This is a genomic window from Aeromicrobium sp. UC242_57 (genome assembly GCF_044452305.1).
Lineage (GTDB): Bacteria > Actinomycetota > Actinomycetes > Propionibacteriales > Nocardioidaceae > Aeromicrobium.
This window is the reverse complement of record NZ_JBIOAM010000003.1, coordinates 1,622,660-1,648,757: the sequence shown is the minus strand read 5'-3', so window position 1 is coordinate 1,648,757 and position 26,098 is coordinate 1,622,660. Positions and strand designations below refer to the sequence as shown.

Genomic DNA, 26,098 nt, shown 5'->3' with positions numbered 1-26,098 from the left:
TGGCCTTGCTACCGACGACGACTGTCGATCCGGAGTGCACCGCGCTGATCGTGTTGCTCTTCTTCGGGCTGACCTTGCAGCTTCTTGGCCTTCTTCGCACTGATCTTCAGCGTCGCTCGGCCGCCCTTGATCGTTGCGCTGCCCAGGGACTTGCCGTTGAGCCGGAACGTGATCTTTCCGGTTGCCCGGGGTGAGGACGTGACCGTTGCGCGCACCGTGAACGCCTTGCCGCGGCGTGGCTTGCTGGGACTGACGGCGAGGCTCGTGCGTGAGGTGGCTCTGACCGTGACCGACACGGTCGTGACCGCCGGTGCGCTGGTGGTGCTGCCCAGGTAGGCGACCGTCAAGCGCTGCACACCGGCCTTGAGTGTCCTCGGCGCGGTGAGCGTTGCGCTGCCACCGGTCAACGTGGCGGTTGCCAGCACGTGACCGCTGCTGGCGCGCAGCTCGACCGTGCCCAGGGCGGGAGCGCCCTGCGCTGTCGTCGCCGTGACCGGAACCCGCGCCGTGCTGCCGACGATCCACGGCTTCGGTTGTGTCGCCGCGAGTCGAGTCGCGGACCTCGCGGTCACCGTCACGGGCAGGACGACAGTCGCTCGCGCATAGACGCTGTTGCCGAGATAGGCGACTGTGAGCTGATGGGTGCCGACGGGGACTGAGCTCGGAAGCGTCACGGTCGCGGAGCCGTCTGCCAATGTCGCAGTGCCCAGCAGCGAGCCCGTGCTGTCGCGCACCTCGACGTCGCCGGCGGCCGCCGAGCTGTCGGCCGAGGTGACGTCGACCCGCAGCTGGCTGGAGCTGCCGACGGTCCAGGTCGTGGGGGCCGTCGCAGCCACCGACGTCATCGTGGCGCAGTAGGTGACGGCGACGTCGTCGACGAGCCAGCCGTGGACGCCGGCGCAGATGTCGGTGCCGAGGTCGAACCGGATCCGGATGCTGTCACCGACCGTGACGCCGGTGGCTGCGAGATCGATCTGCGAGGTTCCCCACCGGGCGCCGGTGGTCTGCTGCTCCGTGCCGGTCCAGACCTGCTGGCCCAGCATCGGGTTGTCATTGTCCTGGCCGCCGATGACACCGTCGGGTGCGTTGAACGTGTAGGCCGATGTCGGCACGACCGTGAACGGTCCGCCGTTGACGCTGATCTTGACGTTGCCCCCGTCATAGCTGTCCTCGATGGCCAGCGTGTGACGGAAGGTCGCTCGTGCGCCGCGTGTCGAAGGCACCGTGAAGGATGGGCTGGTCAATGAGCCGATGCCGGTGAGCGAGTCGGCGGCGCTGCACGTGCCGTAGGGATTGGCCGCGAAGGCGGCCGATCCGCGGATCCCGGCAGCCTTGGTCGTGGTGGTCCAGCTGCTCGGTCCGGAGGTCGAGGTGCCCACCGGATCGGTGACCGTGCTCGACCAGTCGGCCAGTCCGTTGTCGAAGTCCTGCTCGAGCATCGTGACCGACGTGGTGCCTTCGCCGCAGCCGGCCGGTTGCCCCGGGGTGAAGCGGGCCGTGGCACCGCAGCGGGCCACCGGGTCGGTCCGCAGCTCGGTCGCCGTGACGACCTTGGCCAGCTGAGCGCAGTCGGCTGTGGTGACCGAGGCGGCTGCCTCACCTGGGGCGCCGGTCAGGCTGAGCTTCTTGATCGGTTCTGCGACCAAGGTCGTGCACGCCTGCGTCAGGGAGCTCGCGAAGTCGTCGAAGTCGGAGGTCGGCGTCAGGTAGGACGCTCCGGCCCGCCACCAGATCTGCGCGGCCTTGTCGAGGCCCAGGCCGACGACGGTCTGCCCGTTGAACGTGCCACCGTCGACCGCCAACGAGTAAGCCCGATTGGGCACGCCGGAGTTGATGTGCACACCGCCGCTGTCGCTCGTGGCGCAGTGGTACTGCGCGTCGGTGACCTTGGCCGGATCGCCCTTGCAGGTGGGGTTCCACATGTCCCGCAGCGCCCCCGGGGTCGCTGTGGCCTGTTCGCCGACCAGCCACCGGTCGCTCGCGACGCCGGTCGGATCGTTGCCGGTCACGGTGACCGTGATGGGCGTGCCGGTGGGAACCGACTTGATCGCGTCGCCCCGGTCTTGGCTGATCATGACCGCGGGAACGGCGGCGTTCCCGGTGGGTCCGAACGGTGGAGTGCCAGCGCCCGAGCTGACCAGCATCCCGGTGCCGCCTGCGGCTTTGACGTTGCTCGCCTTGGTCGCGAAGGTGCACGTGCCTCGATCGAGATAGACCCACTTGCCGGACACGGCTGCCGCGTTCGACAGCGTGGTGCAGCCATCGGTCGTCGAGGGCCCGGTGGGGTTCGCGGCGTCGAGACCGACGACGACCTGCACGGTCTGCGGGGTCGAGGGCAGGCGCGGGCCGTTCTCCGAGGGCATCGCACCCGGCAGGAGCCGGCGATCGTGGCAGGCGAGTCGATCGTCACGGTCACTGTGCGCGTGGCGGCCGTGCTGTCTGCGCAGGAATTGTCGGCTCGGACAGCGTCGATCGCGGCCTCGCCCTCGTCCTCGCGGCTGTTGAGCAGGTCGACCGTCTCGCCCCAGACGTCCGAGTACGACTCGTTGAGTGCGCCGGCCTGCCACTGGTAGATCAGGCCTGACGTGTGCTCGGTGTAGGCGTGGCCCCACTCGTGGGCGACGATGTCGTCTGCCTCGAGGCCCGGGCAGAAGCTGGCGTGCTCGCCGGTCCACGAGGCATTGGGGCACCGGTCAGCTCGGTTGTCGACCAGCACCAGCTGCGCTCCGTTGCCGTCGAACGAGTCGCGACCTGCGAGGTTGCTTGAACAGGTGGTAGGTCTCGCCGGTGGAGGACAGGAGGTCTTGGCGAGTCTGGTTCAGCGAGTCGGTCGACTGGCCCTCGCTCCAGACGTCCGCGCGAACGTCGTCGTCGGGGTCGTCCGATCACGCCCGGCGTCACGACGGTGCGCAGCGTGCGGTTCAGCGCCGTGTGGCCGTCGCTCCATCGGTTGAGGGGCTTGAGCCGGTGGGCGTCGAGGATGACCTGTTCGCGCAGGCTTTGTCCGGCGGTCACCTCGACCTGCCAGGCGAGGTAGGGGGTTCCGCTTCGTCCCAGCATCGAGCCGGTCTGTAGATGACCAGCGTGGACGTGGCCGTCGCCCGGTCTGCAGAGGCCAGCTTGCCGTCCTCGGAGGTCGGCGGATCCTGACGGACCTGCCGGATCGCGGCTGCCTCGGCCTTCGCTGCCGAGACTCCGGGCTGCGTGGTGAGGTCGAGGTCGGGCACGACATGACCGTTGACGCTGGTCAGAGCACCATGGGTGTCGAGGTTGACCTTCAGCGCAGCGCCGAAGACGGGGACGCCGCCATGCTGCTGCGTGTACGTCAGGGTGCGGCCGTGGTCGGAGGATTCGTTGCCGGCCAGGACCAGGTCGTCGGGGGAGACCCCGAACAGCGCTGCCTGCTCAGCCAGCCAGTCCTCGGCCTTGTCGGCACTTGCGCTCTTGCTGCGTCCCGGCCACACCGGGGTTGAGGTCGGGCTTCTTGCCGGTCGACCTGACGAACTCGACACGCTGCGAGGTGGGTCGCGCTGGATCTCGACCGATTCGCTGGCGCCAGCGGGGGAGGACAGCGGCGCGGCGAGGCAGACGCTGGCGAGAGCGAGCCCGCACACCATGGTGGTGAGCTCGGTGGGCAGGACGGAATAGATCACAGCAGGTGGCTCCTTGGTGGCGCTCGGGGGCAGCGCTCGGAACATTCTGGCGGTCGAACGGGTCAGGGTGCACCAGCGGGTCTGGCTGGCCGTGTGGCGGAGGTGCAACGTAGTTCGGCATCATGTATCTTGATATCAAGAACATATTCCGCACTGAGCCACCACGACCCGCGGTTAGGTGAGCCTGACCGACTATCGCCCATCGGCGGTAGGCAGGATGGACACGACCGCGCGAAGGAGAATGACGATGGCCGTCGACAGCTTCAATTCCAAGGATTCCCTCTCAGTCGGGGACGCGTCCTACGACTACTACCGACTCGGAGCGGTGACAGGCGAAGGACTCGACGTCGCGTCGCTTCCGTTCAGCCTCAAGGTGCTCCTCGAGTCGCTTCTGCGCACCGAGGACGGTGCTGACATCACCAAGGCCGACATTGAGGCCCTGGCCGGCTGGGACGCTCAAGCCGAGCCCAGCAAGGAGATCCAGTTCACGCCTGCCCGCGTGATCATGCAGGACTTCACCGGCGTGCCGTGCGTCGTCGACCTCGCCACGATGCGGGAGGCCATGGCCGACCTCGGCGGCGATGCGACCAAGATCAACCCGCTCGCGCCCGCCGAGATGGTCATCGACCACTCGGTCATCGCCGACGTCTTCGGCACCCCGGAAGCCTTCGAGCGCAACGTCGAGATCGAGTACGAGCGCAACCGCGAGCGCTACCAGTTCCTGCGCTGGGGACAAGGCGCGTTCGACGACTTCAAGGTCGTCCCGCCCGGAACCGGCATCGTGCACCAGGTCAACATCGAGAAGCTCGCGCGCGTCGTGTTCGACAAGAACGGCACGGTCTACCCCGACTCCTGCGTCGGCACCGACTCGCACACCACGATGGTCAACGGCCTGGGCGTCGTCGGCTGGGGCGTCGGCGGCATCGAGGCCGAGGCTGCGATGCTCGGCCAGCCGATCAGCATGCTGATCCCGCGCGTCGTCGGCTTCAGCTGTCCGGTGAGCCTGCCCCAGGGCGCCACGGCGACCGACCTCGTGCTCGTCATCACCGAGAAGCTGCGCCAGCACGGCGTCGTCGGCAAGTTCGTCGAGTTCTACGGCTCGGGCGTCTCGGCAGTCCCGCTGGCCAACCGCGCCACGATCGGCAACATGAGCCCCGAGTACGGCTCGACCATCGCGGTCTTCCCGATCGACGACGAGACGACCAAGTACCTGCGTCTGACGGGTCGTACCGAAGAAGAGATCGCTCTCGTCGAGGCTTACGCCAAGGCTCAGGGCCTGTGGCACGACGCCGACAACGAGCCGCGCTTCTCCGAGTACCTCGCTCGACCTCGGCGACGTGGTTCCCTCGATCGCCGGACCGAAGCGTCCTCAGGACCGCGTCTCGTTGGTCGACTCGGTCTCGTCGTTCAAGACCGCTCTGGCCGACTACGCCGGAACGTCCGATGCGAGCAACAAGCAGACCGTCACCCTCGACGACGGCACGTCGTACGAGATCGACCACGGTGCCGTCACGATCGCCGCGATCACGTCGTGCACCAACACGTCCAACCCGTCGGTCATGATCGGCGCTGGCCTGCTGGCCAAGAAGGCTGTCGAGAAGGGTCTGCAGCGCAAGCCGTGGGTCAAGACGACGCTGGCGCCGGGCTCGAAGGTCGTCACCGACTACTACGAGAAGTCGGGCCTGAACGTCTACCTCGACAAGCTCGGCTTCAACCTGGTCGGCTACGGGTGCACGACGTGCATCGGCAACTCCGGCCCGTTGATCCCCGAGGTCAGCAAGGCTGTCAACGACGGCGACCTCGCGGTCACCGCGGTGCTGTCAGGCAACCGCAACTTCGAGGGACGCATCAACCCCGACATCAAGATGAACTACCTGGCGTCGCCGCCGCTGGTCATCGCGTACGCGCTGGCCGGCTCGATGGATGTCGACCTGTACACCGACCCGCTGGGGCAGGACGCCGACGGCAACGACGTCTTCATGAAGGACATCTGGCCGACCCCGCAGGAGATCGAGGACGTCATCGCGACCTCGATCGACGCCGACACGTTCAGCCGTGAGTACGCCGACGTCTTCGCCGGTGACGAGCGCTGGCAGAACCTGCCGACGCCGGACGGCGACGTGTTCGAGTGGGACGAGCTCGACGTACGTCCGCAAGGCGCCGTACTTCGACGGCATGCAGCGCGAGCCCTCGCCGGTCACCGAGGTCACGGGAGCCCGGGTGCTCCTGAAGCTCGGCGACTCGGTGACGACCGACCACATCAGCCCCGCTGGTGCGATCAGAAGGACAGCCCGGCCGGCAAGTACCTGTCGGAGCACGGCATCGAGGCCCGCGACTTCAACTCCTACGGCTCGCGTCGCGGCAACCACGAGATCATGATCCGCGGCACCTTCGCCAACATCCGTCTGCGCAACCAGATGGCGCCGGGCACCGAGGGCGGCTTCACCCGCGACCTGCTGGATCCCGAGACCCCGGTCACGACGATCTTCGAGGCGTCCGAGAAGTACATCGGCGCCGGTGTGCCGCTCGTGGTCCTGACGGGCAAGGAGTACGGCTCGGGCTCGTCGCGTGACTGGGCGGCCAAGGGCACCGCACTGCTGGGTGTCAAGGTCGTCATCGCCGAGTCGTACGAGCGCATCCACCGCTCGAACCTGATCGGCATGGGCGTTCTCCCGCTGCAGTACCCGGCGGGCGAGAACGTCGAGTCGCTGGGGCTGACGGGCGAGGAGACGTTCGACTTCTCGGGCATCACCGAGCTCAACGAGGGTCGCACGCCCAAGACGGTCCACGTCACGGCCACGGCCGCTGACGGCACGGTCACCGAGTTCGACGCGGTCGTCCGTATCGACACACCGGGCGAGGCCAACTACTACCGCAACGGCGGCATCATGCCGTACGTGCTGCGCAGCCTGCTCGACTGAGACTGCACGCTTCCGAAAGGGCCGTCCTGCTTCGGCAGGGCGGCCCTTTCGCCGTCTTGTGCGTCGAGGCGCTGGTGGTCGCCCTGTCATTGCAACCAATTTGTTGCCGCAAACGCTGGACGTGACCCCCGTCACGCTATACGTTGTCTCAAACAACAATTGCGTGCCGGTGTCAATCAGATGTCCATCGTGTGGCGCACTTACTGGAGAAATTGGAGGCGGTCTGTGTGAAGCGGACACACAAGCTCGTACTTGCCACGGTCATGAGTGCGACATTCGCGCTCAGTGCGTGTGGTGGCAGTGACAGTGCAGGCAGCGATGGCGGTAGCGATGGCGGCGGCGGTGACAAGGTCGAAGGAAAGATCGGCGTCATCCTGCCCGACACGAAGTCCTCGGTCCGGTGGGAGAGCGCGGACAAGCCGGCGCTCGAGGCAGCATTCAAGGCAGCCGGCGTCAAGTACGACGTCCAGAACGCCGAGGGTGACGCCGACAAGATGGCGACGATTGCTGACAGCATGATCACCAGCGGCGTCACGGTCCTCGCGATCGTCAACCTCGACTCCGACTCGGGTGCGGCGATCGAGGAGAAGGCGGCCAAGCAGGGCGTCAAGACGATCGACTACGACCGTCTGACACTGGGTGGCTCGGCCGATGTCTACATCTCGTACGACAACAGCAAGGTCGGAGCCCTGCAGGGCGAAGGCCTGGCCAAGTGCCTCGGCGACAAGGACGCCAACATCATCTTCTTGAACGGCTCGCCGACGGACAACAACGCGACGCTGTTCTCGCAGGGTGCGCACAGCGTCCTCGACAAGATCCCGACGTACAAGAACGTTGCCGAGCAGGCTGTTCCCGACTGGGACAACGACAAGGCCGTCACGATCTTCGAGCAGCTGTACACCAAGGTCGACGGCAAGGTCGACGGCGTCTACGCGGCCAATGACGGTCTCGCAGGCGGTGTCATCTCGATCCTGAAGAAGAACGGCCAGAACGGCAAGGTGCCGGTCACAGGTCAGGATGCCTCGATCGAGGGCCTGCAGAACATCCTCAGCGGTGACCAGTGCATGACGATCCAGAAGTCGGCAACGGGCCAGGCCAAGGCGCTCGCCGAGGCTGCGATCGCCATGGTCAAGGGTGACAAGCCCGCCACGACCGGCACGGTCAAGGACGACACGGGCAATCGTGAGGTCCCGTCGATCCTGCTGGATCCGGTCTCGATCGACAAGAGCAACGTCCAGGCTGTCGTCGACGCCGGTGACCTGAAGGCCGCCGACATCTGCACGGCGGACTTCGCCAGCTCTGCACCGAAAACGGCGTGGGCTGACCCACCGGGTGTGGCTCTCCGGGATGACCTCGGAGAGCCTCACCCGTTGCTGTCCACAGCACCCTCACCATCTCGGAACCAGCACTTCGGAAGGCTCACCATGAGCGACACGACACCACTCCTGCAGCTCCGCGGAGTCAACAAGAGCTTCGGCGTCGTCCACGTCCTCCACGACGTCGACCTCGCCATCTATCCCGGCCAGGTGACCGCCCTCGTGGGCGACAACGGCGCCGGCAAGTCGACGCTCGTCAAGACAGTTCGCCGGCATCTACCCGGCCGACTCCGGCGAGTATCTCTTTGAGGGCAAGCCCGTCTCGGTCCACGGTCCGAAGGACGCCGGCGCACTCGGCATCGAGGTGGTCTATCAAGACCTCGCCCTGTGCGAGAACCTCGACATCGTCGAGAACATGTTCCTCGGTCGCGAGAAGACCAACGGCATCATCCTCGACGAGACGACGATGGAGTCGAAGGCCAGGGAGGCGCTGGCCTCGCTCTCGGTCCGCACCGTCAAGTCGGTACGACAGAGCGTTTCGAGCCTGTCGGGCGGTCAGCGCCAGACCGTGGCCATCGCCAAGTCGGTGCTCTGGAACTCCAAGGTCGTCCTGCTGATGAGCCGACGGCGGCCCTGGGCGTCGCTCAGACGCGTCAGGTGCTCGACCTGGTGCGCCGGCTCGCCGACTCCGGTGTCGGCGTCCTGCTGATCTCGCACAACCTCACGGACGTCTTCGAGGTTGCGGACCGCATCACGGCGCTGTACCTCGGCCGCGTGGCGGCCGATGTCGCGACCAAGGACGTCACGTCACGCCAGGTCGTGGAGCTCATCACGACTGGTTCCTCATCCGACCTCGGTGCCGCGGCGCCGACCGCCACGGCCTGATCCGGGAGATCACCATGACTGACATCATCAGCGACGCGGAGCAGGCTGGCTTCGTCTCCGACCTCACCCAGTCCAACACCTTGGGCGACTCCGTCAAGGCGTATGTCCAGCGTGTGCGCGGCGGCGACATGGGCGCCTTGCCGTCGATCCTCGGGCTAGTCGTGCTGTTCATCGTGTTCGGCATCGCAAACGATCGCTTCCTGTCGAACCTCAACATGGCGAACCTGGCGACGCAGGCAGGGTCGATCATCATCCTCGCCATGGGGCTCGTGCCAGTCCTGCTGCTCGGCGACATCGACCTGTCGGCGGGGGTCGCGGGCGGTGTGGCGGCCTGCGTCATGGGCCTGCTGGTCGTCAAGCACGACCAGCCGTGGGGCGTAGCGGTGCTGGCCGCTCTCGTGACGGGTGCCGTCATCGGGATCGTGATCGGCTTTCTGGTCGCCAAGATAGGCATCCCATCATTTGTCGTGACGCTCGCATTCTTCCTGGGCCTGCAGGGCGTGACTCTCAAGCCATCGGCGAGGGTGGTTCGGTCCGCATCAACCAGGAAGTCATCAGCGGCATCGCCAACAGCAACATGAGCGTGTTGGCCGGTTGGATCTCGGCCGTCGTCATCATCGCCGGCTACGCGATACTCAGCCTGCTGCGTCATCGCCGCAAGGTCTCGCAGGGTCTGCAGCACCAGCCGTTCGCGGTGGTCGTGTCGCAGATCATCGCGATCGGGGTCGTGCTGCTGGTCGTGACGTACATCCTGAACCAGAACCGCAGCGTCAACGTCAACTTCCCGATCAAGGGCATCCCGTACGTCATCCCCATGGTCATCGTGCTGCTCATCGCCTGGACGTTCGCTCTCGGACGCACCACGTGGGGGCGTCATGTGTACGCCGTCGGTGGCAATGCCGAGGCGGCCCGTCGTGCCGGCATCAACGTCGACCGCATTCGCGTCTCGGTCTTCATGATGTGCTCGAGCATGGCGGCGCTCAGCGGCATCGTCGTGGCGTCGCGCCTCGGCAAGGTCTCGACCGATTCCGGCGGCGGCAACGTGCTGCTGTACGCCGTCGGCGCGGCGGTCATCGGCGGCACGAGCCTCTTCGGTGGCAAAGGGCAAGGCCAGTGACGCGGTCGTCGGCGGTCTCGTGATCGCCACGATCGCCAATGGCCTCGGCCTTCTTGCGCAGGCGTCGTGGATCAACTTCGTCGTCACCGGTGGCGTGCTGCTGCTTGCAGCGAGCGTCGACGCGATCTCCCGCAGGCGTCGCTCCACGTCAGGCCTGTAGAGATGGCCACTGCCAGGCGGGTCGGGGTCGGCACCAACCAGGAGGATGTCCGTCGGCACAATCTCGGCACCGTGCTGGGTCACGTGCACCGTGCTGGTCGTGTGTCTCGGGCTGAGCTGACCGCCACGATGGGGCTCAACCGCAGCACGATCGCGGGGCTGGTCACCGAGCTGGAGTCGCTCGGTCTCGCCGAGCAGGCCAAGCCGTCCGGGGCGCGGGTCAGCGCGGGACGCCCGTCCGTCGACGTCATCGTGCGCACGGGGGCGTACGTCCTGGCCGCTGATGTGCGGGTCGACGGTCTGACCGTCGCCCGCATCGGCCTCGGCGGGGTCGTGCAGTCGAGGGCGACGGGACCGGTGCCTGCCGGACGTGCGCCCGAGGCGATCGCCGCGTCGGTCATCGACCTGATGCGGCTCGTCGTCAAGGACGTCGAGCCCGGTGCGGCACTGGTCGGCGTGGGCGTCGGCGTCCCGGGCATCGTCCGGGCGTCCGACGGGCACGTGCGGCTGGCCCCCAACCTGGGCTGGCACGACGTCCCGTTCGCGCAGATCTTGGCCGACCAGCTGGGCGAGCTGGGCATGCCGGTGCTGGGCAACGACGCCGATCTCGGTGCGCTGTCGGAGCACCTGCGGGGTGCGGGCGTCGGGGTCGAGGACCTCATCTACCTGTCCGGCGAGGTCGGCGTGGGTGCCGGTGTCATCGTGAGCGGCCACAAGCTCGAAGGGGCTGGCGGGTACGCGGGCGAGATCGGCCACATGCCGTTCGTGCCCGAGGGGAAGCCGTGCCACTGCGGTGCCCGTGGGTGCTGGGAGACCGAGATCGGCGCTGAGGCCATCGCGCTGGCGATCGGTTGCCCGCCAGAACGGGTCGGCGCTCTGGGGGAGTACCTCGAAGCCGTGCACGAGGCGCCCGATGACCTGCAGGTTGTCGCCGGCCACCTCGGCCGTGGACTCGCGGGCATGGTCAACATGCTCAACCCGCGGGTCATCGTCCTCGGCGGCTACCTGCGGTCGCTGTTCCCGCTCGTGCACGACGTCGTCGAGAAGGAGCTTGCCTCGCATGCGCTGGCGGCGCCTCGAGATCTCGTCCGGGTCACCTTGCCCGGCCTCGGCGGTGACTCGGTGCTGCACGGCGCTGCCGAGCTGGCCTTCGAGCCGTTGCTGGCCGACCCGGTGGGACGTCTGGCGACGGCCTGCCACGACGCCGCAGCAGCGCTGTCAGCCTGACGCTGACCTCGGTCAGATCGGCAGCGCTCCTGAGAACACGTCGGCCAATGCGTGCTCCGCTGCACCGAGAGCGGCAGCCTGGATGCCGAGCGAGCTGAGCCGGATCTCCGGCAGATGCAGCTCGGCCGACGGCAGCCGCTCGGCCAGTACTTCCTGTGCGGCAGGAACAATGAACTCGCCCAGCGGCACGAAGTAGCCGCCGAGGACGATGGCCGAGGGGTTGAGCACAGCGGTCAGCGTGGCCAGGCCGTTGCCGAGGTCGCGCCCGAGCTGCGTCAGCGCCGCCTGGACCGCGGCATCGGAGGCGGCCCGTTCGGCCACGAGCGCAGCCGTCGCCAGGGGAGTGCTCGCCTCGTCCATCCCGACCGCGGCCAGCATCGCGCGCAGCCCGACCGAGGCCTCCCAGCAGCCACGTCGCCCGCAACCGCACACGGCGGACGGATGACCGATCGGCATGTGGCCGACCTCGCCAGCGAACCCGGCACCGCCCCGCAGCAGGACGCCGCTCTGCACGATGCCGGCACCGATGCCGATAGTTCCGGTGAGGTACAGCGAGTCCTCGACATCGACCGCGATCCCGTGGGACGACTCCGCCAGCGCAGCGCAGTTGGCGTCGTTGTCGACCGTCGTGGGGCACTGGCCCTCGAAGGCAGTCTCGAGCTCGTCGGCGAGCGGTCGTGAGTGCCAGTCGAGGTTGGGGGCCCATGCGACGGTGCGGTTGTCGCGGTCGACGAGACCCGGCACTGCGACGGCGGCGCGCACGACCGTGTGACCGTCGGCCATCAGCGAGTTGCGAACATCGGTCGCCAGGGCGACCAGGTCACTGCCGATGCCGACCGGACGGGTCTCAGCCAGCGTGACTCGGCCAGCCAGGTCGAGCGCAACGGCTGAGACGTAGTCGACGTTGACCTCGAGCCCGAGGCCCACGATCCTCTCGCCGGTCAGGGCGACCGGACGGCCGGGACGCCCTCGACCCGCCACGACCGGACCGTCCTCGGCGACGGCGCCCCCAGACTCGAGCTCGCCGATGATGGTGCCGATCGTGGCCTTGGCCAGGCCTGTGCGGCGAGCGAGCTCGGTCCGCGTGCCGGGTCCGTCCGACCGCAATGATCGGAGCACCAGCCCGGTGTTCTGCCGCCGTACGTGCTCGGTCGCGGTCGGCGCGTCGCCCACGCTCAGCGCACCCCGTACAGGTGCTCGAGGGCGAGCTGGTCGAGGCTGCGAAGCCGGCTCCGCGGGCCGCCAGGACCTCGGGATCGGCCAAGGGTGCCTCGGCGAGCTCGGCCCAGCCTTCGCCCTCGGCGAGGGTCGGCACCGCCAGCTCGGGCAGCTTGGCCGCCTCGAGTGCTGCCTGCACTTCTGGATCTGCCCGGAACGCCAGAGCCTTGTCACGCAGGATCAGGTAGTTGGTCATGCAGGCCTCGGCGGCGACCCAGACGCCGTTGTCGTCCTCGGTGCGCGGCGTCTTGAAGTCGAAGTGGACGGGGCCGTCGTAGCCGCCCTGCAGCAGGGTGTCGACGACCCAGAAGGCGCCGCGAGCGTTGCCTGCACCGAAGCGGAAGTCCTGGTCGTAGCGGGGACCGCTCTGCCCGTTGAGGTCGATGTGGAACAGCTTGCCCTGCCACATGGCCTGGGCGTAGCCATGTGCGGCGTTGAGCCCGGCCATCTCCTCGTGCCCGATCTCGGGGTTGACGCCGACCAGCCGAGAGCGGTCGAGGGTCTCGATGAAAGCCAGTGCGTGACCGATCGTCGGCAGCAGGATGTCGCCGCGCGGCTCGTTGGGCTTGGGCTCGATCGCGAACTTGATGTCGTAGCCCTTGTCGGTGACGAACTCGCAGAGCACGTTGAACGCCTCGCGGTAGCGGTCGAGTGCTGCTGCGACGTCCTTGGCGGCGCCGGACTCGGCGCCTTCACGGCCGCCCCAGGCCACGTAGACCTTCGCGCCGAGCTCGGCGGCGAGGTCGATGTTGCGCATGACCTTGCGGATCGCGAACCGTCGCACCTCGCGGTCGTTGGACGTGAAGCCGCCGTCCTTGAACATCGGGTGCGTGAACAGGTTGGTCGTCGCCGTCGTCACGGCGAGCCCGGTGTCGGCGAGTCCCTTCTTCCACCGGTCGATGATGGCGTCGCGGGCGGGAGTCGTCGGTGCCGAACGGGATCAGGTCGTCGTCGTGGAAGTTGACGCCGTACGCGCCGATGCCGGCGAGCTTCTCGAGGGCGTAGATCGGGTCCATGTCGGCGCGCGTCGGCTCGCCGGAACGGGTCACGTCCGGGGTAGGCGACGGTCCACAGGCCGAAGGAGAACTTGTCGGCGGGGGTGGGGGTCAGGTTGGTCATGGTGGGTCCGATCTGGGTGTGGATGGGTGTGCGGTGTCAGTGCCAGCGCGTCGTGCGTTCGCGCAGCTGTGCGTAGGCCTCACGCACGAGAGGGGTCGGTTCTGCTGTGTGGGTCGTGGCCGGGGCAGGAGACCAGGCCGGTGGGGCGACGTCGCCTGACAACGCCCAGGCGGCCTGCCGTGCGGCGCCGAGTGCGACGTACTCACCTGGTGCTGGGACGGTGACGGGCGCGCCGAGGATCGCGGGGGGCGAGGGTCTGGATGGCCGGATTGCTGGCAGCGCCACCGATCAGCAGGATCTGTTGCACCGGGTCGCCGGTCATCCCGACGAGCAGGTCGACTGCGTCGGCCAGCGAGCAGAGGAGCGCCTCGAAGGCGGCTCGTGCGAGGTCTTCACGTGTCGTGGACGAGGTGAGGCCAGCCCAGGTGCCGGTGGCGTCGGGGCGGTTGGGGGTGCGCTCGCCGTCGTAGTACGGCAGCAACGTGAGGCCGTTTGCGCCGGACGGTGCGGCGAGCGCGAGGCGACCGAGCTCGTCGTGGTCGACGCCGAGCAGGCGGCACTGCAGGTCGAGGATGCGTGCGGCGTTCATGGTCGTGGCCATGGGGGAGGAAGCGTCCGGTGGCGTCGGCAAACCCGGTGACCGACCCGGTGCCGTCGGCGACGCGGGTGGCACTGATCGAGGAGGCGACCCCAGACGTCCCGATCGACACGACGACGTCGCCGGGTTGCACGTCGAGCGCCAGCGCGGCGGCCATGTTGTCGCCGGTGCCAGCTGCCACGACTGCTCCTGTGGGGGCGTGCGCGGCCACCTCGGCAGGCCCGACGATGCGCGGCAGGTTGACCGGATGTCCGATGGCCGCTTCGGCGAGGTCTGGGCGCCAGGTATCCGCTGCGGTCGAGAAGTAGCCGGTGCCGGAGGCATCGCCGCGGTCGGTGAACGTCTCGCCGGTCAGGTGCCTGGAGATGTAGTCGTGCGGCAGGAGCACCTCGTGGACGCGGCGCGCGGCTTCAGGGCGGTGGTCGCGCAGCCAGCGCAGCTTGGTCGAGGTGAACGACGCCACCAGGACGCTCCCGACTGTCTCGGCGCAGGCTTGCGCGCCGCCGAGCTCGTCGATCAGGTCGCGCGCCTCGGCGCTGGAGCGGGTGTCGTTCCACAGGAGGGCGTCGAAGACGGGGTCGCCTGCGGGGTCGAGGGCCACCATGCCGTGCTGCTGTCCGCCGACGGCGACGGCCGACGCCCGGGGGAGCAGGTCGGCGGTGGCCTGGTCGAATGCGGTGAGCCAGGCACGCGGATCGACTGCGGTGCCGGGCGGGTGGGGGCGCCGACTGCTGTGCGACGACGTCGCCGGTAGTGGCATCGACCAGCACGGCCTTCGTCGATTGTGTCGACGAGTCGATGCCGAGCACGAGGTCTGTTCCCATCATCCTTGTTTAATACGAGACTTGAACTAAGTCAAGGATCTGGTCGAAATCCCACGCGGACGGCCCCTTCGCCGATAACGTCTGGCCAATGACCACTGTCCGGGCCAGTGCCGTCGGCCGCCTCGCGCGACTCGTACGCCGTTCCCAGCCCCCTTCTTCCTCAGCAGACCTCAAGCCGATCGGCACCGACGGCATCCCCGGCAGGCTGCTGCGGGTCGTCCCCGAGACTGCGCCTGCCGAGCAGGTCGACGAGCTCGAAGGCACCGACGCCGCCGAGGTCGCGGCCGTTCGGGCGGGCTGGCTGCTCCTGGACGCCCACGAACGGCTCAGCAAGCGTGGCGCCGACCGTCTCTTCGGTCATGAGACGGCCGCCTGGCACGCCTACGCCGAAGACACGATCGGCGAGCTGAACTACACCCTGTCCACGGGCAAGGAGCTGGTGCCCGAGACGAAGAAGAACCGGCTGCGGTTCCGTCGCACCCTCGACTTCGCCCGTCACGGAGAGACGGTCTTCGACGTCGGCTTCGGTCGCGGGCTGCTGGCCGCCCAGCTGATCAAGGATCGAGGCGTCCGGCGTTATCACGGCATCGACATCGTCGACCGCTACGTGCCCATCGCGACCGACCTGTTCCACGTCAACGGGCTCGAGCCCGACTCGCTCAACCTCAAGGTGGCAGATCTCTACCAGCTGCGCCGCGAGGACATCGAGGCCACCGGCGCCAAGCTGGTGATCTGCTGCGAGGTGCTCGAGCACGTCCCCGACGCCGAGCTTGCGCTCAAGACGCTGGCCGATGCGCTGCCTGAGGGTGCAGACCTGCTGTTCTCCGTGCCGATGCACGGACGGATCGAGGCCGAGTGGGGGCACGTCTCGGTGTTCGACGTCGCCCGGCTCAAGGGGATGCTCGACGGCGCTGGCCTCATCGCCCACCACGTCGAACCCCTGGCCAACACGTGGTCGCTGATCGTCGCCTCGCGTGACCCGGCTGGCTCCCAGCGCGTCCGCGAGGCCACCGGACGTCCGCCGCGTCGAGTCTCGGCCCCTCTGTCAGAGCACCGCGACTTCGTCTACCTGCAGGCTGCTGACCTGGCGGCCGTCGGTGGCGCCACCATCAAGGCCAACAACCAGAACGCCGTGTCCTGTCAGCTCACCTCCGGCGGTGGGCTGTCGTTCGAGGTCAAGAGCCTGCAGGCGCTCCGGTTCCGCTTCAAGGCCAAGGACGTCACGTTGTTGACCCGGCTGGTGGCCACGGCCTATGCCGGTGACGAGCCCGTTGCCCGATGGACCTGGAACCTGAAGCCCGGAGACCTGCCGGTCGGGGCGAGCACCTCGGTGTCGATGCGACCCGGCGAGGTCGGGATGCAGTTCGTCGGCGGGCGCCACGAGCGTGCGGAGCGGGCCGATCGGGTCGAGCTCGTCGGCACGGTCAAGGACGGGCAGCAAGCGGTCTTCGCGGTGCGGGTCGCCTACCTGCCTTGAACGACCCCGCCCTCAACCGCGTCGGCCAGTCGACGAACTAGTGTCACTGGTGTGACGATCCACTCCGACCACCCGTTCGTCCCTCCGGAGGGGCAGCGCGATCCACTGCGCCGTCTGCGAGGCCGGATGCCGGCGCCCGTCACGGTCTGGACGAGCGGCACCGGTGCAGGACGCAGCGGTCTGACGATCTCGTCGGTGCTGGTGGCCGACGGGGAGCCGGCCCAGGTGCTGGGCCTCGTCGACGAAGACTCCGACTTCTGCATCGACGAGCCGCAGACCTGGGTCGTCAACGTGCTCGGCACCGAGCACCGCTTCTTGGCCGACGCGTTCGCCGGCACCGCACCGGCCCCGGGAGGGCCGTTCACGATGGGGACGTGGACCGACAGCGAGTGGGGGCCGGTCCTGACCGGCACAGCAGGCTGGCTCGGGGTTCGACGCAGCGGCCCGCCGTCGCGTCACGTCGGCTGGGCGCTGCTGCTCGAAGGAACCGTCGAGCACGTTGACGTGGGCGACGCCGACGCGATGCTTCACCTGCGCGGACGCTATCGGGACACCGGCATCTCAGGCTAGGGTCCCGAGAATGACCAAGCCGTCGCTCGATCCAGCCCGTTGGACACCGCCTGCTCCGGCGCCGTCCGGACAGCCCACCGCACCGCGAGGTCTGCGGGTCTACGACACGTCGGGCTATGGCACCGAGGACGTGCTGCTGCGTTCCGACGGGCAGGTCATCACGGGCGTCGAGGACGGTCGGCTGCTCGCCATCGATCCCGAGACCGGGGCCGAGACCGTCATGGCCACGACCCACGGTCGTCCGCTCGGCATCGAGCACCACCCCGACGGTGGGTACGTCGTGTGCGACTCGACCCACGGGCTCCTGCGGCTCGACGCGGACGGCACCCTCACGGTGCTCGCCGACGGATTCGACGGTGCACCGTTCAGGTTCTGCAACAACGCCGCCGTCGCGGCCGACGGCACGATCTACTTCACCGACTCGTCGACGAAGTTCGGCTTCGAGCACTGGCGCGGCGACCTAATCGAGCATCGGCCGACCGGACGGCTGTTCCGACGCGATCCCGACGGCACTCTCACGCTGCTGCTCGACCACCTCGCCTTCGCCAACGGGGTCGCCCTCGCCGCCGACGAGTCGTTCGTGATCGTCGCCGAGACGGCCGGCTACGCACTGCAACGCCTGTGGCTGACCGGCGACAAGGCCGGCACGGCTGAGCCGTTCGTCGCAGTGCTTCCCGGCTTTCCCGACAACATCTCGACCGGCGAGGACGGCAACATCTGGGTCACGATCGCCTCGCCTCGCGACGAGATCCTCGACAAGCTCCTGCCCAAGGCGCCGTGGATCCGCAAGATCGTCTGGTCGCTGCCTGAACGGTTCCAGCCACAGGCCAAGAAGCTCATCAACATCCACGCCTACGCGCCCGACGGCACCCTCGTCCACGACATCGCCGGTGAGCACGACCGGTTCGGCAAGGCGACCGGCGTCCGTCAGGTAGGTGGCAAAGTGTGGCTCGGCAGCTTCGAGCAGAGCACGATCGCCGTGCTCGACGTGCCGTGAAGACGCGGGCTCAGGTGACGCCGATAGACTGGACGCTATGGCCGACGGAGGGAAGGAGCCCGCAATGAGTGTCCTGGGCACGTTGTCTGGACCCTCCGACCTGAGAGGTCTCGACGAGCAGCAGCCGACTCAGCTCGCCGCCGAGATCCGCGAGCTTGCTGATCACGTCAGTGGCCTCCAACGGAGGACATCTCGGACCCAATCTCGGTGTCGTCGAGCTCGGCATGGCGATCCACCGGGTCTTCGACTCTCCCCGCGACCGGGTCGTGTGGGACACCGGTCACCAGTCGTACGTCCACAAGATGCTGACCGGCCGCGCTGGCGAGTTCAGCTCGCTGCGCACCGAAGGTGGCCTGTCGGGCTACCCGAGCCGCGCCGAGTCCGAGCACGACTGGGTCGAGAACTCGCACGCGTCCACGAGCCTGTCGTACGCCGACGGCATGGCCAAGGCCAACCACCTGCTCGGCAAGGACGATCACGTCGTCGCCGTGATCGGCGATGGGGCGCTGACCGGCGGCATGGCGTGGGAAGCCCTCAACAACATCGCTGCCGACAACGACCGCCGGCTCGTCGTGATCGTCAACGACAACGGCCGCTCGTACACCCCGACCGTCGGCGGGCTCGCCAACCGGCTCACCGACATCCGCACCAACCCCAAGTACGAACCCACGCTCAGTGCGATCCGCGAACGTCTCAGCAACGCCCGCTTCGGTGGCGCGCAGGCCTATGAGGCGCTGCACGCCATCAAGAAGGGCGTCAAGGACGCCCTCGCACCCCAGGGCATGTTCGAAGACCTGGGGCTCAAGTACATCGGCCCGGTCGACGGCCACGACCTGGCATCGGTCGAGCACGCGCTGACCCAAGCCAAGAAGTTCGGCGGTCCGGTGCTGGTGCACGTGCTGACCACCAAGGGTCAGGGCTACGACATCGCGGTGTCCAACGAGAACGACCAGATGCACCAGGCCAGTCCCTTCGACCGCGAGACCGGAGACGCTCTCAACGTCGCTCCGGCCGGATGGACGTCGGTGTTCCGCGACGAGATCGTCCGCATCGCCGACGAGCGTCCCGACGTCGTCGGCATCACCGCCGCAATGCTGTATCCCGTCGGTCTCGACGCCTTCGCCGACAAGTTCCCCGACCGGGTGTTCGACGTCGGCATCGCCGAGCAGCACGCCGTCACCAGCGCTGCGGGTCTCGCGATGGGCGGGCTTCACCCCGTGGTCGCGGTCTACGCCACGTTCATCAACCGGGCGTTCGACCAGGTGCTGCTCGACGTCGCGCTGCACAAGTGCGGTGTCACGTTCGTGCTCGACCGTGCTGGTGTCACCGGCGACGACGGTGCGAGCCACAACGGCATGTGGGACATGTCGTTGCTGCAGATCGTCCCCACCCCTGCGGCTCGCGGCTCCCCGTGACGGCACGCAGCTGCGCGAGCTGTTGCGTGAGGCGGTCGACGTCGACGACGCACCGACCGTCATCCGGTTCGCGAAGGGGCCAGTCGTCGACGAGCTTCCCGCGATCGAGCGAATCGGCAGCTTCCGACGTGCTCTCGCGCGATGAGGCCACGAACGTCCTGATCGTGGGGGTCGGCATCTTCGCCCACCTCGCCGCCGAGGCCGCCGACCTGATCCGGGCCGCAGGCCACGGTGTCACGGTCGTCGACCCCCGGTGGAGCAAGCCCTTCGACCCCGTACTGGTGTCGCTGGCGGGGGAGTACGACCTGGTCGTGACGGTTGAGGACAACGGACGCCACGGTGGCGTCGGCTCGGCGTACACGCAGGCCGTGCGCGATGCCGGCATCGAGGTGCCGGTCAGGGTGCATGGCATCGAGCAGGAGTTCCTCGACCACGCCAAGCGCAACGTGATCCTCGACCGGCTCGGTCTGACGGCTGAGACGGTCGCCGACGACACGTTGGCTCGGCTGGCTCGGAATAGCACGGACGGGTGAGTGGTTGACCATGTCGATGAAGAACTGGCTCTCACGAAGCAACTTCGTGCACAAGCGTGCTGACCGGCCGACCCGTACGGGTTCTGGACCGGTGCTGATCCATGCTCTCGACGGCTTCCTCGGCGCCGGCTCGGCCGCGCGCCTGGCCGCCGACCAGCTCAAGTCGGGCAACGGCGACGTCGTCTACGAGTTCGACATCGACTCGATGTTCGACTACCGCGCCCGGCGTCCGATGATCGCGTTCCGCGAGAACCACTACGCCGACTACGAAGATCCGACGCTGCAGATCGTGCTCGAGCACGACGCGAATGGTGTTCCGTACTTCTTGATGGCGGGTCCCGAGCCCGACTTCCAGTGGGGAGCTTGTTCGTCAACGAGGTGCACGAGTTCGTCGAAGAGAATGATGTGCCGTTGACGATCGGCCTCGGCGCTGTGCCGATGGGCGTGCCGCACACCCGTCCGTCGATGATCACGGCCCACGGCACACGTCCTGAGCTGATCGACCGGCAGAACATCTGGTCGGCGCAGGTCACGGTGCCGTCGTCGGCACAGGCTCTGCTCGAGTACCGACTCGGCCAGTGGGGTCATGACGCCGCCGGTTATGTCGTGCACGTCCCGCACTACCTCGCGCAGATCGACTATCCGACGGCCTCGCTGGCGCTGATCGACGCACTCGTCGACCGCACCGGGCTGAGCCTCGACGTCGACGCGCTGCGCGCCCGCCAAGGCGATGCGATCAAGGAGATCGAGCAGCAGATCGAGGAACAGGGCGGCGCTGGTCTGCTCGGTGGCCTCGAGGAGCAGTACGACGCCTTCACCCGCGGTGCCGCGCAGTCGCTGCTCGCGAGCGACAGCGACCTGCCCAGTGGCGACGAGCTGGCCGACCAGTTCGAGCAGTTCTTGGCCCGTCAGCGCAAGGACGAGCAGGGCTAGAGCGCGGTTCGTTCGTCAGCGGTGTTATGCCACGCCATAGCGCTGGCGGGCCGCTTCACCACTGGTGCCCAGCGCCTCGCCCAGCTCACGCCACGAGAGCTGGGCGTCGCGCGCTTGGCTGATCGCTTCTGCGAGGTCCTTTTCGGCCTGAGCCCGCCGATACGCGGCCAGCTTGACAGCCATCAGCGGGGGTAGGGGGGCGTCGAAGTCGCCGGGTTGGGGTTCGTAGTTCTCGAAGGCATCAGCAAGCGCGTCGGCGTTGGCGATGAGTTCGGCTAGCGAGCGTGGCATCAAGATCACCTGAGGTACTTGTCTCGAGCTGGGCAGTAGGCATGAGCGATGGCAAGTTCGCCACCCCACCAGATCACCACCCCGACCTCGATGAGCGTGTGCCCGGTGCGGTCGGGGCCGATGAACATGACCATGTCGTCGGCTTGTCGGACTTCTTGGATCGAGAACCTCATGGCGTGCAGCATGTTCTCGGTCGTCACGCCGTGCCGATGTGCTGATTCGAGAATGAGCGGCTCGTCCGACTCACCATTTCTGATCACAAGTTTACTTGTCGACGGTCGGTTTGTGAAGGTATATGCAGAAGATGCCTGAACATGAAAGCTTGCTGCAACGTTGACATATTTCGATAGTTGCGGTTGCTCGGTCGGGTTGGAATAGGGCTGTCAGCATCTGTGGACAGGGATGGGGCTGACGTGTAGCCCAGGTGGCGGCGATCGACACCGCTGAACACCAGGGCCTGATGGATGCTCTGGCATGTCCATCGGCCAATCCGTATCGGGGCGATTCATGCGCCGCTGGCGACTTGCAGTTCGGCGCCGTGGGTAACGGGTGCTGTTGCTAGGCGAACCGAAGGTCTGCTCCATGCTCGACCTTCGGCTGATGCGCCTGGCATTACGTCTGACCTAGATTCATCGTGTGACGACGCAGCCGGTGGGACCCATGACGCTGGAGGAGCGCGCTCTCGGTCCTGACCTGGCGCGCGGCCTGATGCTGCTGTTCATCGCGCTCGCCAACTCGCACTACTTCCTGATGGGCGACCAGGTGCGGGGCGGATTTCCCATGGGCGGCTCGGCGATCGACGACGCCACGATCTGGTTCATCGCGACCTTCGTCGACGGCCGGGCGTTCCCGATGTTCGGGCTGCTGTTCGGCTACGGTGTGGCTCAGATCGTCCGGCGTCAGCAGGGGCTCGGACGCCGCGGCGTGCGGCACCTGCTGTGGCGTCGCAGCGCCGCGCTCGTGCTGGTCGGCTTCGTCCACGGATGCTCCTGTACGTCGGCGACATCCTCGGCGCCTACGGTGTGCTGCTGTTCTTCGGCGTGTGGACGCTGCGGTGGAGCGATCGTTGGCTGCTGGGCGTCGCCGCAGCGATCTTCATCCTGACGGCGCTGCCATCCGCCGACTCGTTGACGATCTCGACCGACGGGCCGGACCCGTCGATGCTGCCGCCCGACCTGGCCACGATGCTCACCGAACGGATCGTCGTGGTGCCGTTCATCATGCTGCTGGGTCCGATTGGCTTCCTGTGCCCGTTCTTGGTCGGTCTGTGGTTCGGGCGCCGCCGGGTGCTCGAACGTCCAGAGCAGCATCGGCGGTTGCTGGCGGCGACCGCGGTGCTCGGCATCACGGCCGCTGTCGCCGGTGCACAGCCGATCGCGCTGATGCTCTCAGGCGTCACCGGGGTGCCGTCCGACTCGACGCTGGAGGTCATTGGCCCGCTGCATGACGCGACGGGCGTGCTGGGCGGCTTCGGGTACGCGGCGCTGATCGTCCTGGTGGCCTCCGGCCTGGGTAGCCGGCGACCGCGGGTCGTCGAGGCGATCGCCGCAACTGGCCAGCGCTCGATGACGTTCTACCTGGCACAGTCGGTGATCTGGACCATCGTGTTCACGCCATTCCTGCTCGGTCTGGCCGACGACCTCAGCGTCGCCGCGACGGCGCTGCTGGCCACCGCCACCTGGGCGACGACAGTCCGTGCTGGCCGACCGCATGCGCCTGGCTGGACGACGAGGGCCGTTCGAGCAGCTCATGCGTCGCGTCACGTACATCACGGTTCCGGGAGCCTCTTCTTCATCGCCTCAGACGCGTACTCCCCGTAGCATCGGGCTGTGCCCTCCTCGATTGAAGAAGTTGTCGGACTGCTGGAGCTCGAAACCCTCGAGGTCGGGCTCTTCCGCGGATCGCAGCCCAAGAACTCCACCGTCAAGCGGGTCTTCGGCGGTCAGGTCGCAGCGCAGGCGTTGATGGCCGCGCAGCTGACGGTGCCCGAAGACCGTCATGTGCACTCGATGTACGTGTACTTCCTGCTGGGCGGCGACCCGAGCATCCCGATCATCTACGACGTCGAGAACGTTCGCGACGGCCGCTCGTTCACGACCCGGCGGGTGGCGCCCGCCAGCACGGCAAGATCATCTTCTACATGACGGCGTCGTTCCAGATCGACGAACCCGGTTCGACCACCAAGATGCGATGCCCGAGGTGCCGGGCCCCGACGAGGCGACGCCCATGGTCGAGATCGTCCGCGGTCTCGGCACAGCCGCCGCCGAGCACTGGGAAGCCGAGTGGTCGTCGTTCGACATCCGTTACATCGGCGACAACCGTGCCTCGGACGATCCGCAGCGCCAGTACGTGCCCGGCGTCCAGCGCCTGTGGTTCAAGGCCGCGGGACCGCTGCCGAAAGTCTCGGATCGTCCACAACGCGGTGTTCACCTACGTCAGTGACCTGACGTTGCTGGGTGTCAGCCTGGTCCCGCACGGCTACTACATCGGCTCACCGAAGATCCAGCCGGCTTCGCTCGACCACACGGTCTGGATCCACCGACCGATCGCGGCCGACGAATGGCTGTTGTACGACCAGACGTCGCCGTCGGCGTCCGGTGCGCGCGGCCTCAGCACGGCGCGGGTCTTCGCGCAGGACGGGACGCTCGTCGCGTCAGCGGCTCAAGAGGGCCTGATCCGGCCGGTCACGCGTTAACGCACCCGCCAGGTCACCGAGCGGCTCGATGACCGGACGGTCGGCGATCCGAGGTACTTGACCGTCACCCGGTAGGCGCGGGCGCGAGCCTGCTTCGGGGAGCGTGACGACCACGCGACCCTTCTTCAGCATCTCGGTCCTGACCTTGCGGGAGCCGACATAGACCGCGACCTTGCCGGTGGCGACAAAGCCATCGTTCTTCACGGTGACGGTCGCCCGGTTCGTCCTGCGGGTGTGGGGTCGTGCGGTGCCGCAGCTTCACAGCCGTCGACGACGCGAAGGTGCCCACGGTCGGGATGGTCAGCTCGGACGGGTACGCCGCCGAGCTGTGGATCTTCATGACGGTCAACGTGCCGAGCAGGTCGGGCAGCGTGGGCAGCAGGTGAGGGACATCGAAGGCTTGCACCGCGAGCCGCAGCTTGCTGTCCGGGCTTGATCTGCGCGGCGGTCGGGAAGATCTCGACGTCGACAGGGGCCACCTCGCCACTGGCCAGCTTCTTCTGTGCAGCCTTCGTGAACGGATGGAAGGGCTGCAACAGTTGCCGTCGACGTACCGTGACTTGCTCTTGTCGAGCGCGCGATGCGACAGCACCTGCCAGCCACCGGTGAGCCGACTGACCTTGCCGTCGGGGGCGACGTCGGACAACGAGACCGACAGCATGCCGTCGCCGCCGATCGACGACGTCCACAGCCGGGCGTTGATCGGGCCCTGCAGCGTCAGGGTTTCGTGGCGGCGGATGTCTCGAACACGACGCCGGTCTTGTCGTTGAGTGCGTTGTCGGTGAAGCACGGGTTGTCAGGCAGCACCATGTTCAGGATGCCCGCTGTCCACTGACTGGCCGAGCGGGTGCAGAGCCGGCCACCGGCACAGGGAGCACGTCCGAGGTGCCGTCGACAGGCTTGCCGGTCGTCAGTCTTCCGGGCGCGCCGCCGGTGCTCGACGATCCCGAGAGCCGCAGGCTCGTCGCGCGGATGTTGGAACCGACCCAGGCGCGCGACTTCGTCCAGGCGCCAGTTCCCTGCTGGTAGTAGGTCAGGTTGGCGATGTCGCTGTCGAGCGTCGCATCCTTGATGCCCTTGACGTAGTGGTCGAACCAGCGCAGCTGCAGCTCGGCGAGCGTTCCGTGCCCGGCCTTCTCCCAGCCCCGTGCCGCCAGACGCCTGCAGGTGGTCCCACGGTCCGACGATCAGCTTGGTCGGGATCTTGCGCTGGTTGAGGTTCTCGAACAGCAGCGGCGTGCCACGTTGGAACAGGTCGTACTCACCTGACACGAAGAACGCCGGCACCTTGATCCGGTTGACGACGTTGATCGCGGACCGTTCGGCGTAGAACGGGCCGTCATAGGCCGGCTCGCCGCCACCTAGCGCGCTGACCAGCAGCGGGACGGTGAACGTCCCCGCACCGACGAGGTGCTGCAGCAGGGCGCTGATGCCGGACTGCGGTGCAGTCGCGGTGACCGCCGGCGGATCGATCCCGGTGGCCGTGACGAGTCCCATCCACAACGGGATGAATCCGACGTCGACCTGACCGCCCCGACGCAACGACGTCACGGTAGACGTCGGCTCCTGGCACCTGCGGGAAGATCGCCTTGAGGCCCGGAGGCTGCGCGGCCGCCGCCCACAGCTGGCTGATGCCCATGTAGGACGGGCCGGACATCCCGGTGCTGCCATTGCTCCAGGGGCGGCTCTTGGAGTGGGCCCACGTCATGATCTCGCCGCCGTCCTTGTTCTCGCGGGCGCTGAAGGCCTGCCAGACGCCTTCGGAGCTGCCGGTGCCGCGAGCGTCGACGGTCAGCTGCACGTAGCCGCGCTTGACCAGGTAGTCGGGGCTGGCGCCGCCGAGACCACCGGCCGACGACAGGACGGACTTGTTGTAAGCGGTGATCGTGACGATGACGGGGAAGCGCTGGTTGATCGCCTTCCCGCTCGCGCATCGGCCGGACGCATGACGTCACCTCGCAAGATCGTGCCGTCCGACATGGGGATCGCGACGTCGCGCTCGGTGACGGTGCCCGCGTACTGCGGTGCGCGCGGCTTCCACTTCGGGGTGGCTGCGGAGGCGGTCGTGACGGACAGCGAGGCACCGACCAAGGCGATGCTCAGAGCCATCACGACGAAGAACCGGGCGAGAACGGTGCGGGTCATGCACC

At 67.6% G+C, this 26,098-nt stretch carries 28 protein-coding genes and 5 pseudogenes; 19 read left to right on the top strand and 14 right to left on the bottom strand.

Going from position 1 to position 26,098, the window contains the following annotated elements; translation table 11 throughout:
* Positions 1-8 precede the first annotated feature (8 nt).
* Positions 9-2,363, bottom strand: coding sequence for an Ig-like domain repeat protein (locus ACHMWU_RS20995; RefSeq protein WP_396046508.1), 2,355 nt, complete (start codon positions 2,361-2,363; stop codon positions 9-11).
* Between the two features lie 24 nt (positions 2,364-2,387).
* Between ACHMWU_RS20995 and ACHMWU_RS20990 the strand changes: the two genes are divergently transcribed.
* Positions 2,388-2,573, top strand: a complete 186-nt coding sequence (locus ACHMWU_RS20990; RefSeq protein ID WP_396046506.1) for a hypothetical protein — start codon at positions 2,388-2,390, stop codon at positions 2,571-2,573.
* Here the strand turns inward: ACHMWU_RS20990 and ACHMWU_RS20985 are convergent.
* Together ACHMWU_RS20985 and ACHMWU_RS20980 are read right to left on the bottom strand one after the other, a co-directional pair.
* Positions 2,543-2,749 (bottom strand): annotated as a pseudogene (locus ACHMWU_RS20985) (M4 family peptidase); the annotation flags it as partial. The gene ACHMWU_RS20990 and the pseudogene ACHMWU_RS20985 overlap by 31 nt on opposite strands.
* Positions 2,750-3,011: 262 nt before the next feature.
* Positions 3,012-3,653: a hypothetical protein gene (locus tag ACHMWU_RS20980; RefSeq protein WP_396046504.1), complete on the bottom strand. Its 642-nt coding sequence runs from the start codon at positions 3,651-3,653 to the stop codon at positions 3,012-3,014.
* 217 nt (positions 3,654-3,870) lie between these two features.
* Between ACHMWU_RS20980 and acnA the strand changes: the two are divergent.
* The 8 genes and pseudogenes from acnA (at position 3,871) to ACHMWU_RS20940 (ending at position 11,278) form a co-directional block, all read left to right on the top strand.
* A pseudogene (acnA, locus tag ACHMWU_RS20975) lies at positions 3,871-6,574 on the top strand (aconitate hydratase AcnA).
* A gap of 263 nt (positions 6,575-6,837) precedes the next feature.
* Positions 6,838-8,199: a substrate-binding domain-containing protein gene (locus ACHMWU_RS20970; RefSeq protein WP_396046502.1), complete on the top strand. Its 1,362-nt coding sequence runs from the start codon at positions 6,838-6,840 to the stop codon at positions 8,197-8,199.
* The gene (locus ACHMWU_RS20965) at positions 8,165-8,599 is read left to right on the top strand and encodes an ATP-binding cassette domain-containing protein (RefSeq protein WP_396046950.1); all 435 of its coding nucleotides are present in this window, start codon (positions 8,165-8,167) and stop codon (positions 8,597-8,599) included. Before ACHMWU_RS20970 ends, ACHMWU_RS20965 begins: the two co-directional genes overlap by 35 nt.
* A complete protein-coding gene (locus ACHMWU_RS20960) occupies positions 8,560-8,775 on the top strand; it encodes a hypothetical protein (RefSeq protein ID WP_396046500.1) in 216 nt (71 codons plus the stop codon). Before ACHMWU_RS20965 ends, ACHMWU_RS20960 begins: the two co-directional genes overlap by 40 nt.
* Before the next feature lie 14 nt (positions 8,776-8,789).
* Positions 8,790-9,356, top strand: a complete 567-nt coding sequence (locus ACHMWU_RS20955; RefSeq protein WP_396046498.1) for a hypothetical protein — start codon at positions 8,790-8,792, stop codon at positions 9,354-9,356.
* Positions 9,353-9,892, top strand: a complete 540-nt coding sequence (locus ACHMWU_RS20950; protein WP_396046496.1) for a hypothetical protein — start codon at positions 9,353-9,355, stop codon at positions 9,890-9,892. Before ACHMWU_RS20955 ends, ACHMWU_RS20950 begins: the two co-directional genes overlap by 4 nt.
* Complete coding sequence (locus tag ACHMWU_RS20945) at positions 9,870-10,052, top strand: hypothetical protein (RefSeq protein ID WP_396046494.1); 183 nt, start codon at positions 9,870-9,872, stop codon at positions 10,050-10,052. The genes ACHMWU_RS20950 and ACHMWU_RS20945 overlap by 23 nt, the downstream gene beginning before the upstream one ends.
* Before the next feature lie 2 nt (positions 10,053-10,054).
* Entirely contained in the window at positions 10,055-11,278 is a 1,224-nt protein-coding gene (locus ACHMWU_RS20940) for an ROK family protein (RefSeq protein WP_396046492.1), read from the top strand.
* Positions 11,279-11,290: 12 nt separating this feature from the next.
* Here ACHMWU_RS20940 and ACHMWU_RS20935 read toward each other — a convergent pair whose 3' ends face one another.
* From ACHMWU_RS20935 to ACHMWU_RS20915, 5 genes are all read right to left on the bottom strand, one after another.
* Positions 11,291-12,205 (bottom strand): ROK family protein, encoded by a 915-nt coding sequence (locus tag ACHMWU_RS20935; RefSeq protein ID WP_396046490.1) that lies wholly within the window; start codon positions 12,203-12,205, stop codon positions 11,291-11,293.
* On the bottom strand, positions 12,126-13,355 hold the full coding sequence (locus tag ACHMWU_RS20930; RefSeq protein WP_396046488.1) for a TIM barrel protein: 1,230 nt from the start codon (positions 13,353-13,355) through the stop codon (positions 12,126-12,128). Before ACHMWU_RS20930 ends, ACHMWU_RS20935 begins: the two co-directional genes overlap by 80 nt.
* Positions 13,352-13,615, bottom strand: coding sequence for a hypothetical protein (locus ACHMWU_RS20925; RefSeq protein ID WP_396046486.1), 264 nt, complete (start codon positions 13,613-13,615; stop codon positions 13,352-13,354). Before ACHMWU_RS20925 ends, ACHMWU_RS20930 begins: the two co-directional genes overlap by 4 nt.
* Positions 13,616-13,817: 202 nt before the next feature.
* Positions 13,818-14,096, bottom strand: coding sequence for an FGGY-family carbohydrate kinase (locus tag ACHMWU_RS20920; RefSeq protein WP_396046484.1), 279 nt, complete (start codon positions 14,094-14,096; stop codon positions 13,818-13,820).
* Positions 14,008-14,973, bottom strand: a complete 966-nt coding sequence (locus tag ACHMWU_RS20915) for an FGGY family carbohydrate kinase (RefSeq protein ID WP_396046482.1) — start codon at positions 14,971-14,973, stop codon at positions 14,008-14,010. The genes ACHMWU_RS20920 and ACHMWU_RS20915 overlap by 89 nt, the downstream gene beginning before the upstream one ends.
* A 152-nt stretch (positions 14,974-15,125) precedes the next feature.
* Here ACHMWU_RS20915 and ACHMWU_RS20910 point away from each other — a divergent pair, with 152 nt between their 5' ends.
* From ACHMWU_RS20910 to ACHMWU_RS20890, 5 genes and pseudogenes are all read left to right on the top strand, one after another.
* A complete protein-coding gene (locus tag ACHMWU_RS20910; protein WP_396046480.1) occupies positions 15,126-16,514 on the top strand; it encodes a class I SAM-dependent methyltransferase in 1,389 nt (462 codons plus the stop codon).
* Between the two features lie 51 nt (positions 16,515-16,565).
* Positions 16,566-17,084: a flavin reductase family protein gene (locus ACHMWU_RS20905; protein WP_396046477.1), complete on the top strand. Its 519-nt coding sequence runs from the start codon at positions 16,566-16,568 to the stop codon at positions 17,082-17,084.
* Positions 17,085-17,094: 10 nt separating this feature from the next.
* Positions 17,095-18,081 carry an SMP-30/gluconolactonase/LRE family protein gene (locus ACHMWU_RS20900; RefSeq protein ID WP_396046475.1) on the top strand — a complete coding sequence of 329 codons (987 nt, stop codon included), beginning with the start codon at positions 17,095-17,097 and terminating at the stop codon, positions 18,079-18,081.
* 64 nt (positions 18,082-18,145) lie between these two features.
* Positions 18,146-20,029: pseudogene (gene dxs / locus ACHMWU_RS20895) on the top strand (1-deoxy-D-xylulose-5-phosphate synthase).
* Between the two features lie 10 nt (positions 20,030-20,039).
* A pseudogene (locus tag ACHMWU_RS20890) lies at positions 20,040-20,962 on the top strand (proteasome assembly chaperone family protein).
* Between the two features lie 24 nt (positions 20,963-20,986).
* Here ACHMWU_RS20890 and ACHMWU_RS20885 read toward each other — a convergent pair.
* Complete coding sequence (locus ACHMWU_RS20885; protein ID WP_396046473.1) at positions 20,987-21,253, bottom strand: hypothetical protein; 267 nt, start codon at positions 21,251-21,253, stop codon at positions 20,987-20,989.
* Between the two features lie 5 nt (positions 21,254-21,258).
* A complete protein-coding gene (locus tag ACHMWU_RS20880) occupies positions 21,259-21,426 on the bottom strand; it encodes a hypothetical protein (RefSeq protein ID WP_396046472.1) in 168 nt (55 codons plus the stop codon).
* A 463-nt stretch (positions 21,427-21,889) separates the two neighbouring features.
* On the opposite strand from ACHMWU_RS20880, the gene ACHMWU_RS20875 reads away from it, so the two are divergent.
* The 5 genes from ACHMWU_RS20875 to ACHMWU_RS20855 are packed head-to-tail and all read left to right on the top strand — an operon-like array spanning position 21,890 to position 23,948.
* On the top strand, positions 21,890-22,357 hold the full coding sequence (locus ACHMWU_RS20875; protein ID WP_396046471.1) for a hypothetical protein: 468 nt from the start codon (positions 21,890-21,892) through the stop codon (positions 22,355-22,357).
* A complete protein-coding gene (locus ACHMWU_RS20870) occupies positions 22,243-23,073 on the top strand; it encodes a DUF418 domain-containing protein (RefSeq protein WP_396046948.1) in 831 nt (276 codons plus the stop codon). The genes ACHMWU_RS20875 and ACHMWU_RS20870 overlap by 115 nt, the downstream gene beginning before the upstream one ends.
* A gap of 9 nt (positions 23,074-23,082) precedes the next feature.
* The gene (locus ACHMWU_RS20865; RefSeq protein WP_396046469.1) at positions 23,083-23,397 is read left to right on the top strand and encodes an acyl-CoA thioesterase; all 315 of its coding nucleotides are present in this window, start codon (positions 23,083-23,085) and stop codon (positions 23,395-23,397) included.
* Between the two features lie 46 nt (positions 23,398-23,443).
* On the top strand, positions 23,444-23,695 hold the full coding sequence (locus tag ACHMWU_RS20860) for a hypothetical protein (RefSeq protein WP_396046467.1): 252 nt from the start codon (positions 23,444-23,446) through the stop codon (positions 23,693-23,695).
* Positions 23,676-23,948: an acyl-CoA thioesterase gene (locus tag ACHMWU_RS20855; RefSeq protein WP_396046465.1), complete on the top strand. Its 273-nt coding sequence runs from the start codon at positions 23,676-23,678 to the stop codon at positions 23,946-23,948. Before ACHMWU_RS20860 ends, ACHMWU_RS20855 begins: the two co-directional genes overlap by 20 nt.
* 64 nt (positions 23,949-24,012) lie before the next feature.
* Here ACHMWU_RS20855 and ACHMWU_RS20850 read toward each other — a convergent pair whose 3' ends face one another.
* The 4 genes and pseudogenes from ACHMWU_RS20850 to ACHMWU_RS20835 form a co-directional block, all read right to left on the bottom strand.
* Positions 24,013-24,738, bottom strand: a complete 726-nt coding sequence (locus ACHMWU_RS20850; protein WP_396046463.1) for a CocE/NonD family hydrolase C-terminal non-catalytic domain-containing protein — start codon at positions 24,736-24,738, stop codon at positions 24,013-24,015.
* A complete protein-coding gene (locus tag ACHMWU_RS20845) occupies positions 24,666-25,499 on the bottom strand; it encodes a CocE/NonD family hydrolase (RefSeq protein WP_396046461.1) in 834 nt (277 codons plus the stop codon). The genes ACHMWU_RS20850 and ACHMWU_RS20845 overlap by 73 nt, the downstream gene beginning before the upstream one ends.
* A gap of 19 nt (positions 25,500-25,518) precedes the next feature.
* A pseudogene (locus ACHMWU_RS20840) lies at positions 25,519-25,809 on the bottom strand (CocE/NonD family hydrolase); the annotation flags it as partial.
* Positions 25,740-26,093, bottom strand: coding sequence for a hypothetical protein (locus ACHMWU_RS20835; RefSeq protein WP_396046459.1), 354 nt, complete (start codon positions 26,091-26,093; stop codon positions 25,740-25,742). The gene ACHMWU_RS20835 and the pseudogene ACHMWU_RS20840, both read right to left, overlap by 70 nt.
* Between the last annotated feature and the right edge of the window lie 5 nt (positions 26,094-26,098).

Excerpts from the sequence above, each read along its gene's own strand:
- ACHMWU_RS20955 (WP_396046498.1), top strand. The coding sequence starts at position 8,790 with ATGACTGACATCATCAGCGACGCGGAGCAGGCTGGCTTCGTCTCCGAC.
- ACHMWU_RS20950 (WP_396046496.1), top strand. The coding sequence starts at position 9,353 with ATGAGCGTGTTGGCCGGTTGGATCTCGGCCGTCGTCATCATCGCCGGC.
- ACHMWU_RS20925 (WP_396046486.1), bottom strand. The coding sequence starts at position 13,615 with ATGACCAACCTGACCCCCACCCCCGCCGACAAGTTCTCCTTCGGCCTG.
- ACHMWU_RS20900 (WP_396046475.1), top strand. The coding sequence starts at position 17,095 with ATGACCAAGCCGTCGCTCGATCCAGCCCGTTGGACACCGCCTGCTCCG.
- ACHMWU_RS20880 (WP_396046472.1), bottom strand. The coding sequence starts at position 21,426 with ATGAGGTTCTCGATCCAAGAAGTCCGACAAGCCGACGACATGGTCATG.
- ACHMWU_RS20940 (WP_396046492.1), top strand. The coding sequence starts at position 10,055 with ATGGCCACTGCCAGGCGGGTCGGGGTCGGCACCAACCAGGAGGATGTC.
- ACHMWU_RS20835 (WP_396046459.1), bottom strand. The coding sequence starts at position 26,093 with ATGACCCGCACCGTTCTCGCCCGGTTCTTCGTCGTGATGGCTCTGAGC.
- ACHMWU_RS20910 (WP_396046480.1), top strand. The coding sequence starts at position 15,126 with ATGACCACTGTCCGGGCCAGTGCCGTCGGCCGCCTCGCGCGACTCGTA.
- ACHMWU_RS20995 (WP_396046508.1), bottom strand. The coding sequence starts at position 2,363 with ATGCCCTCGGAGAACGGCCCGCGCCTGCCCTCGACCCCGCAGACCGTG.
- ACHMWU_RS20915 (WP_396046482.1), bottom strand. The coding sequence starts at position 14,973 with ATGCCACTACCGGCGACGTCGTCGCACAGCAGTCGGCGCCCCCACCCG.
- ACHMWU_RS20860 (WP_396046467.1), top strand. The coding sequence starts at position 23,444 with ATGCCCGAGGTGCCGGGCCCCGACGAGGCGACGCCCATGGTCGAGATC.
- ACHMWU_RS20885 (WP_396046473.1), bottom strand. The coding sequence starts at position 21,253 with ATGCCACGCTCGCTAGCCGAACTCATCGCCAACGCCGACGCGCTTGCT.
- ACHMWU_RS20970 (WP_396046502.1), top strand. The coding sequence starts at position 6,838 with ATGAGTGCGACATTCGCGCTCAGTGCGTGTGGTGGCAGTGACAGTGCA.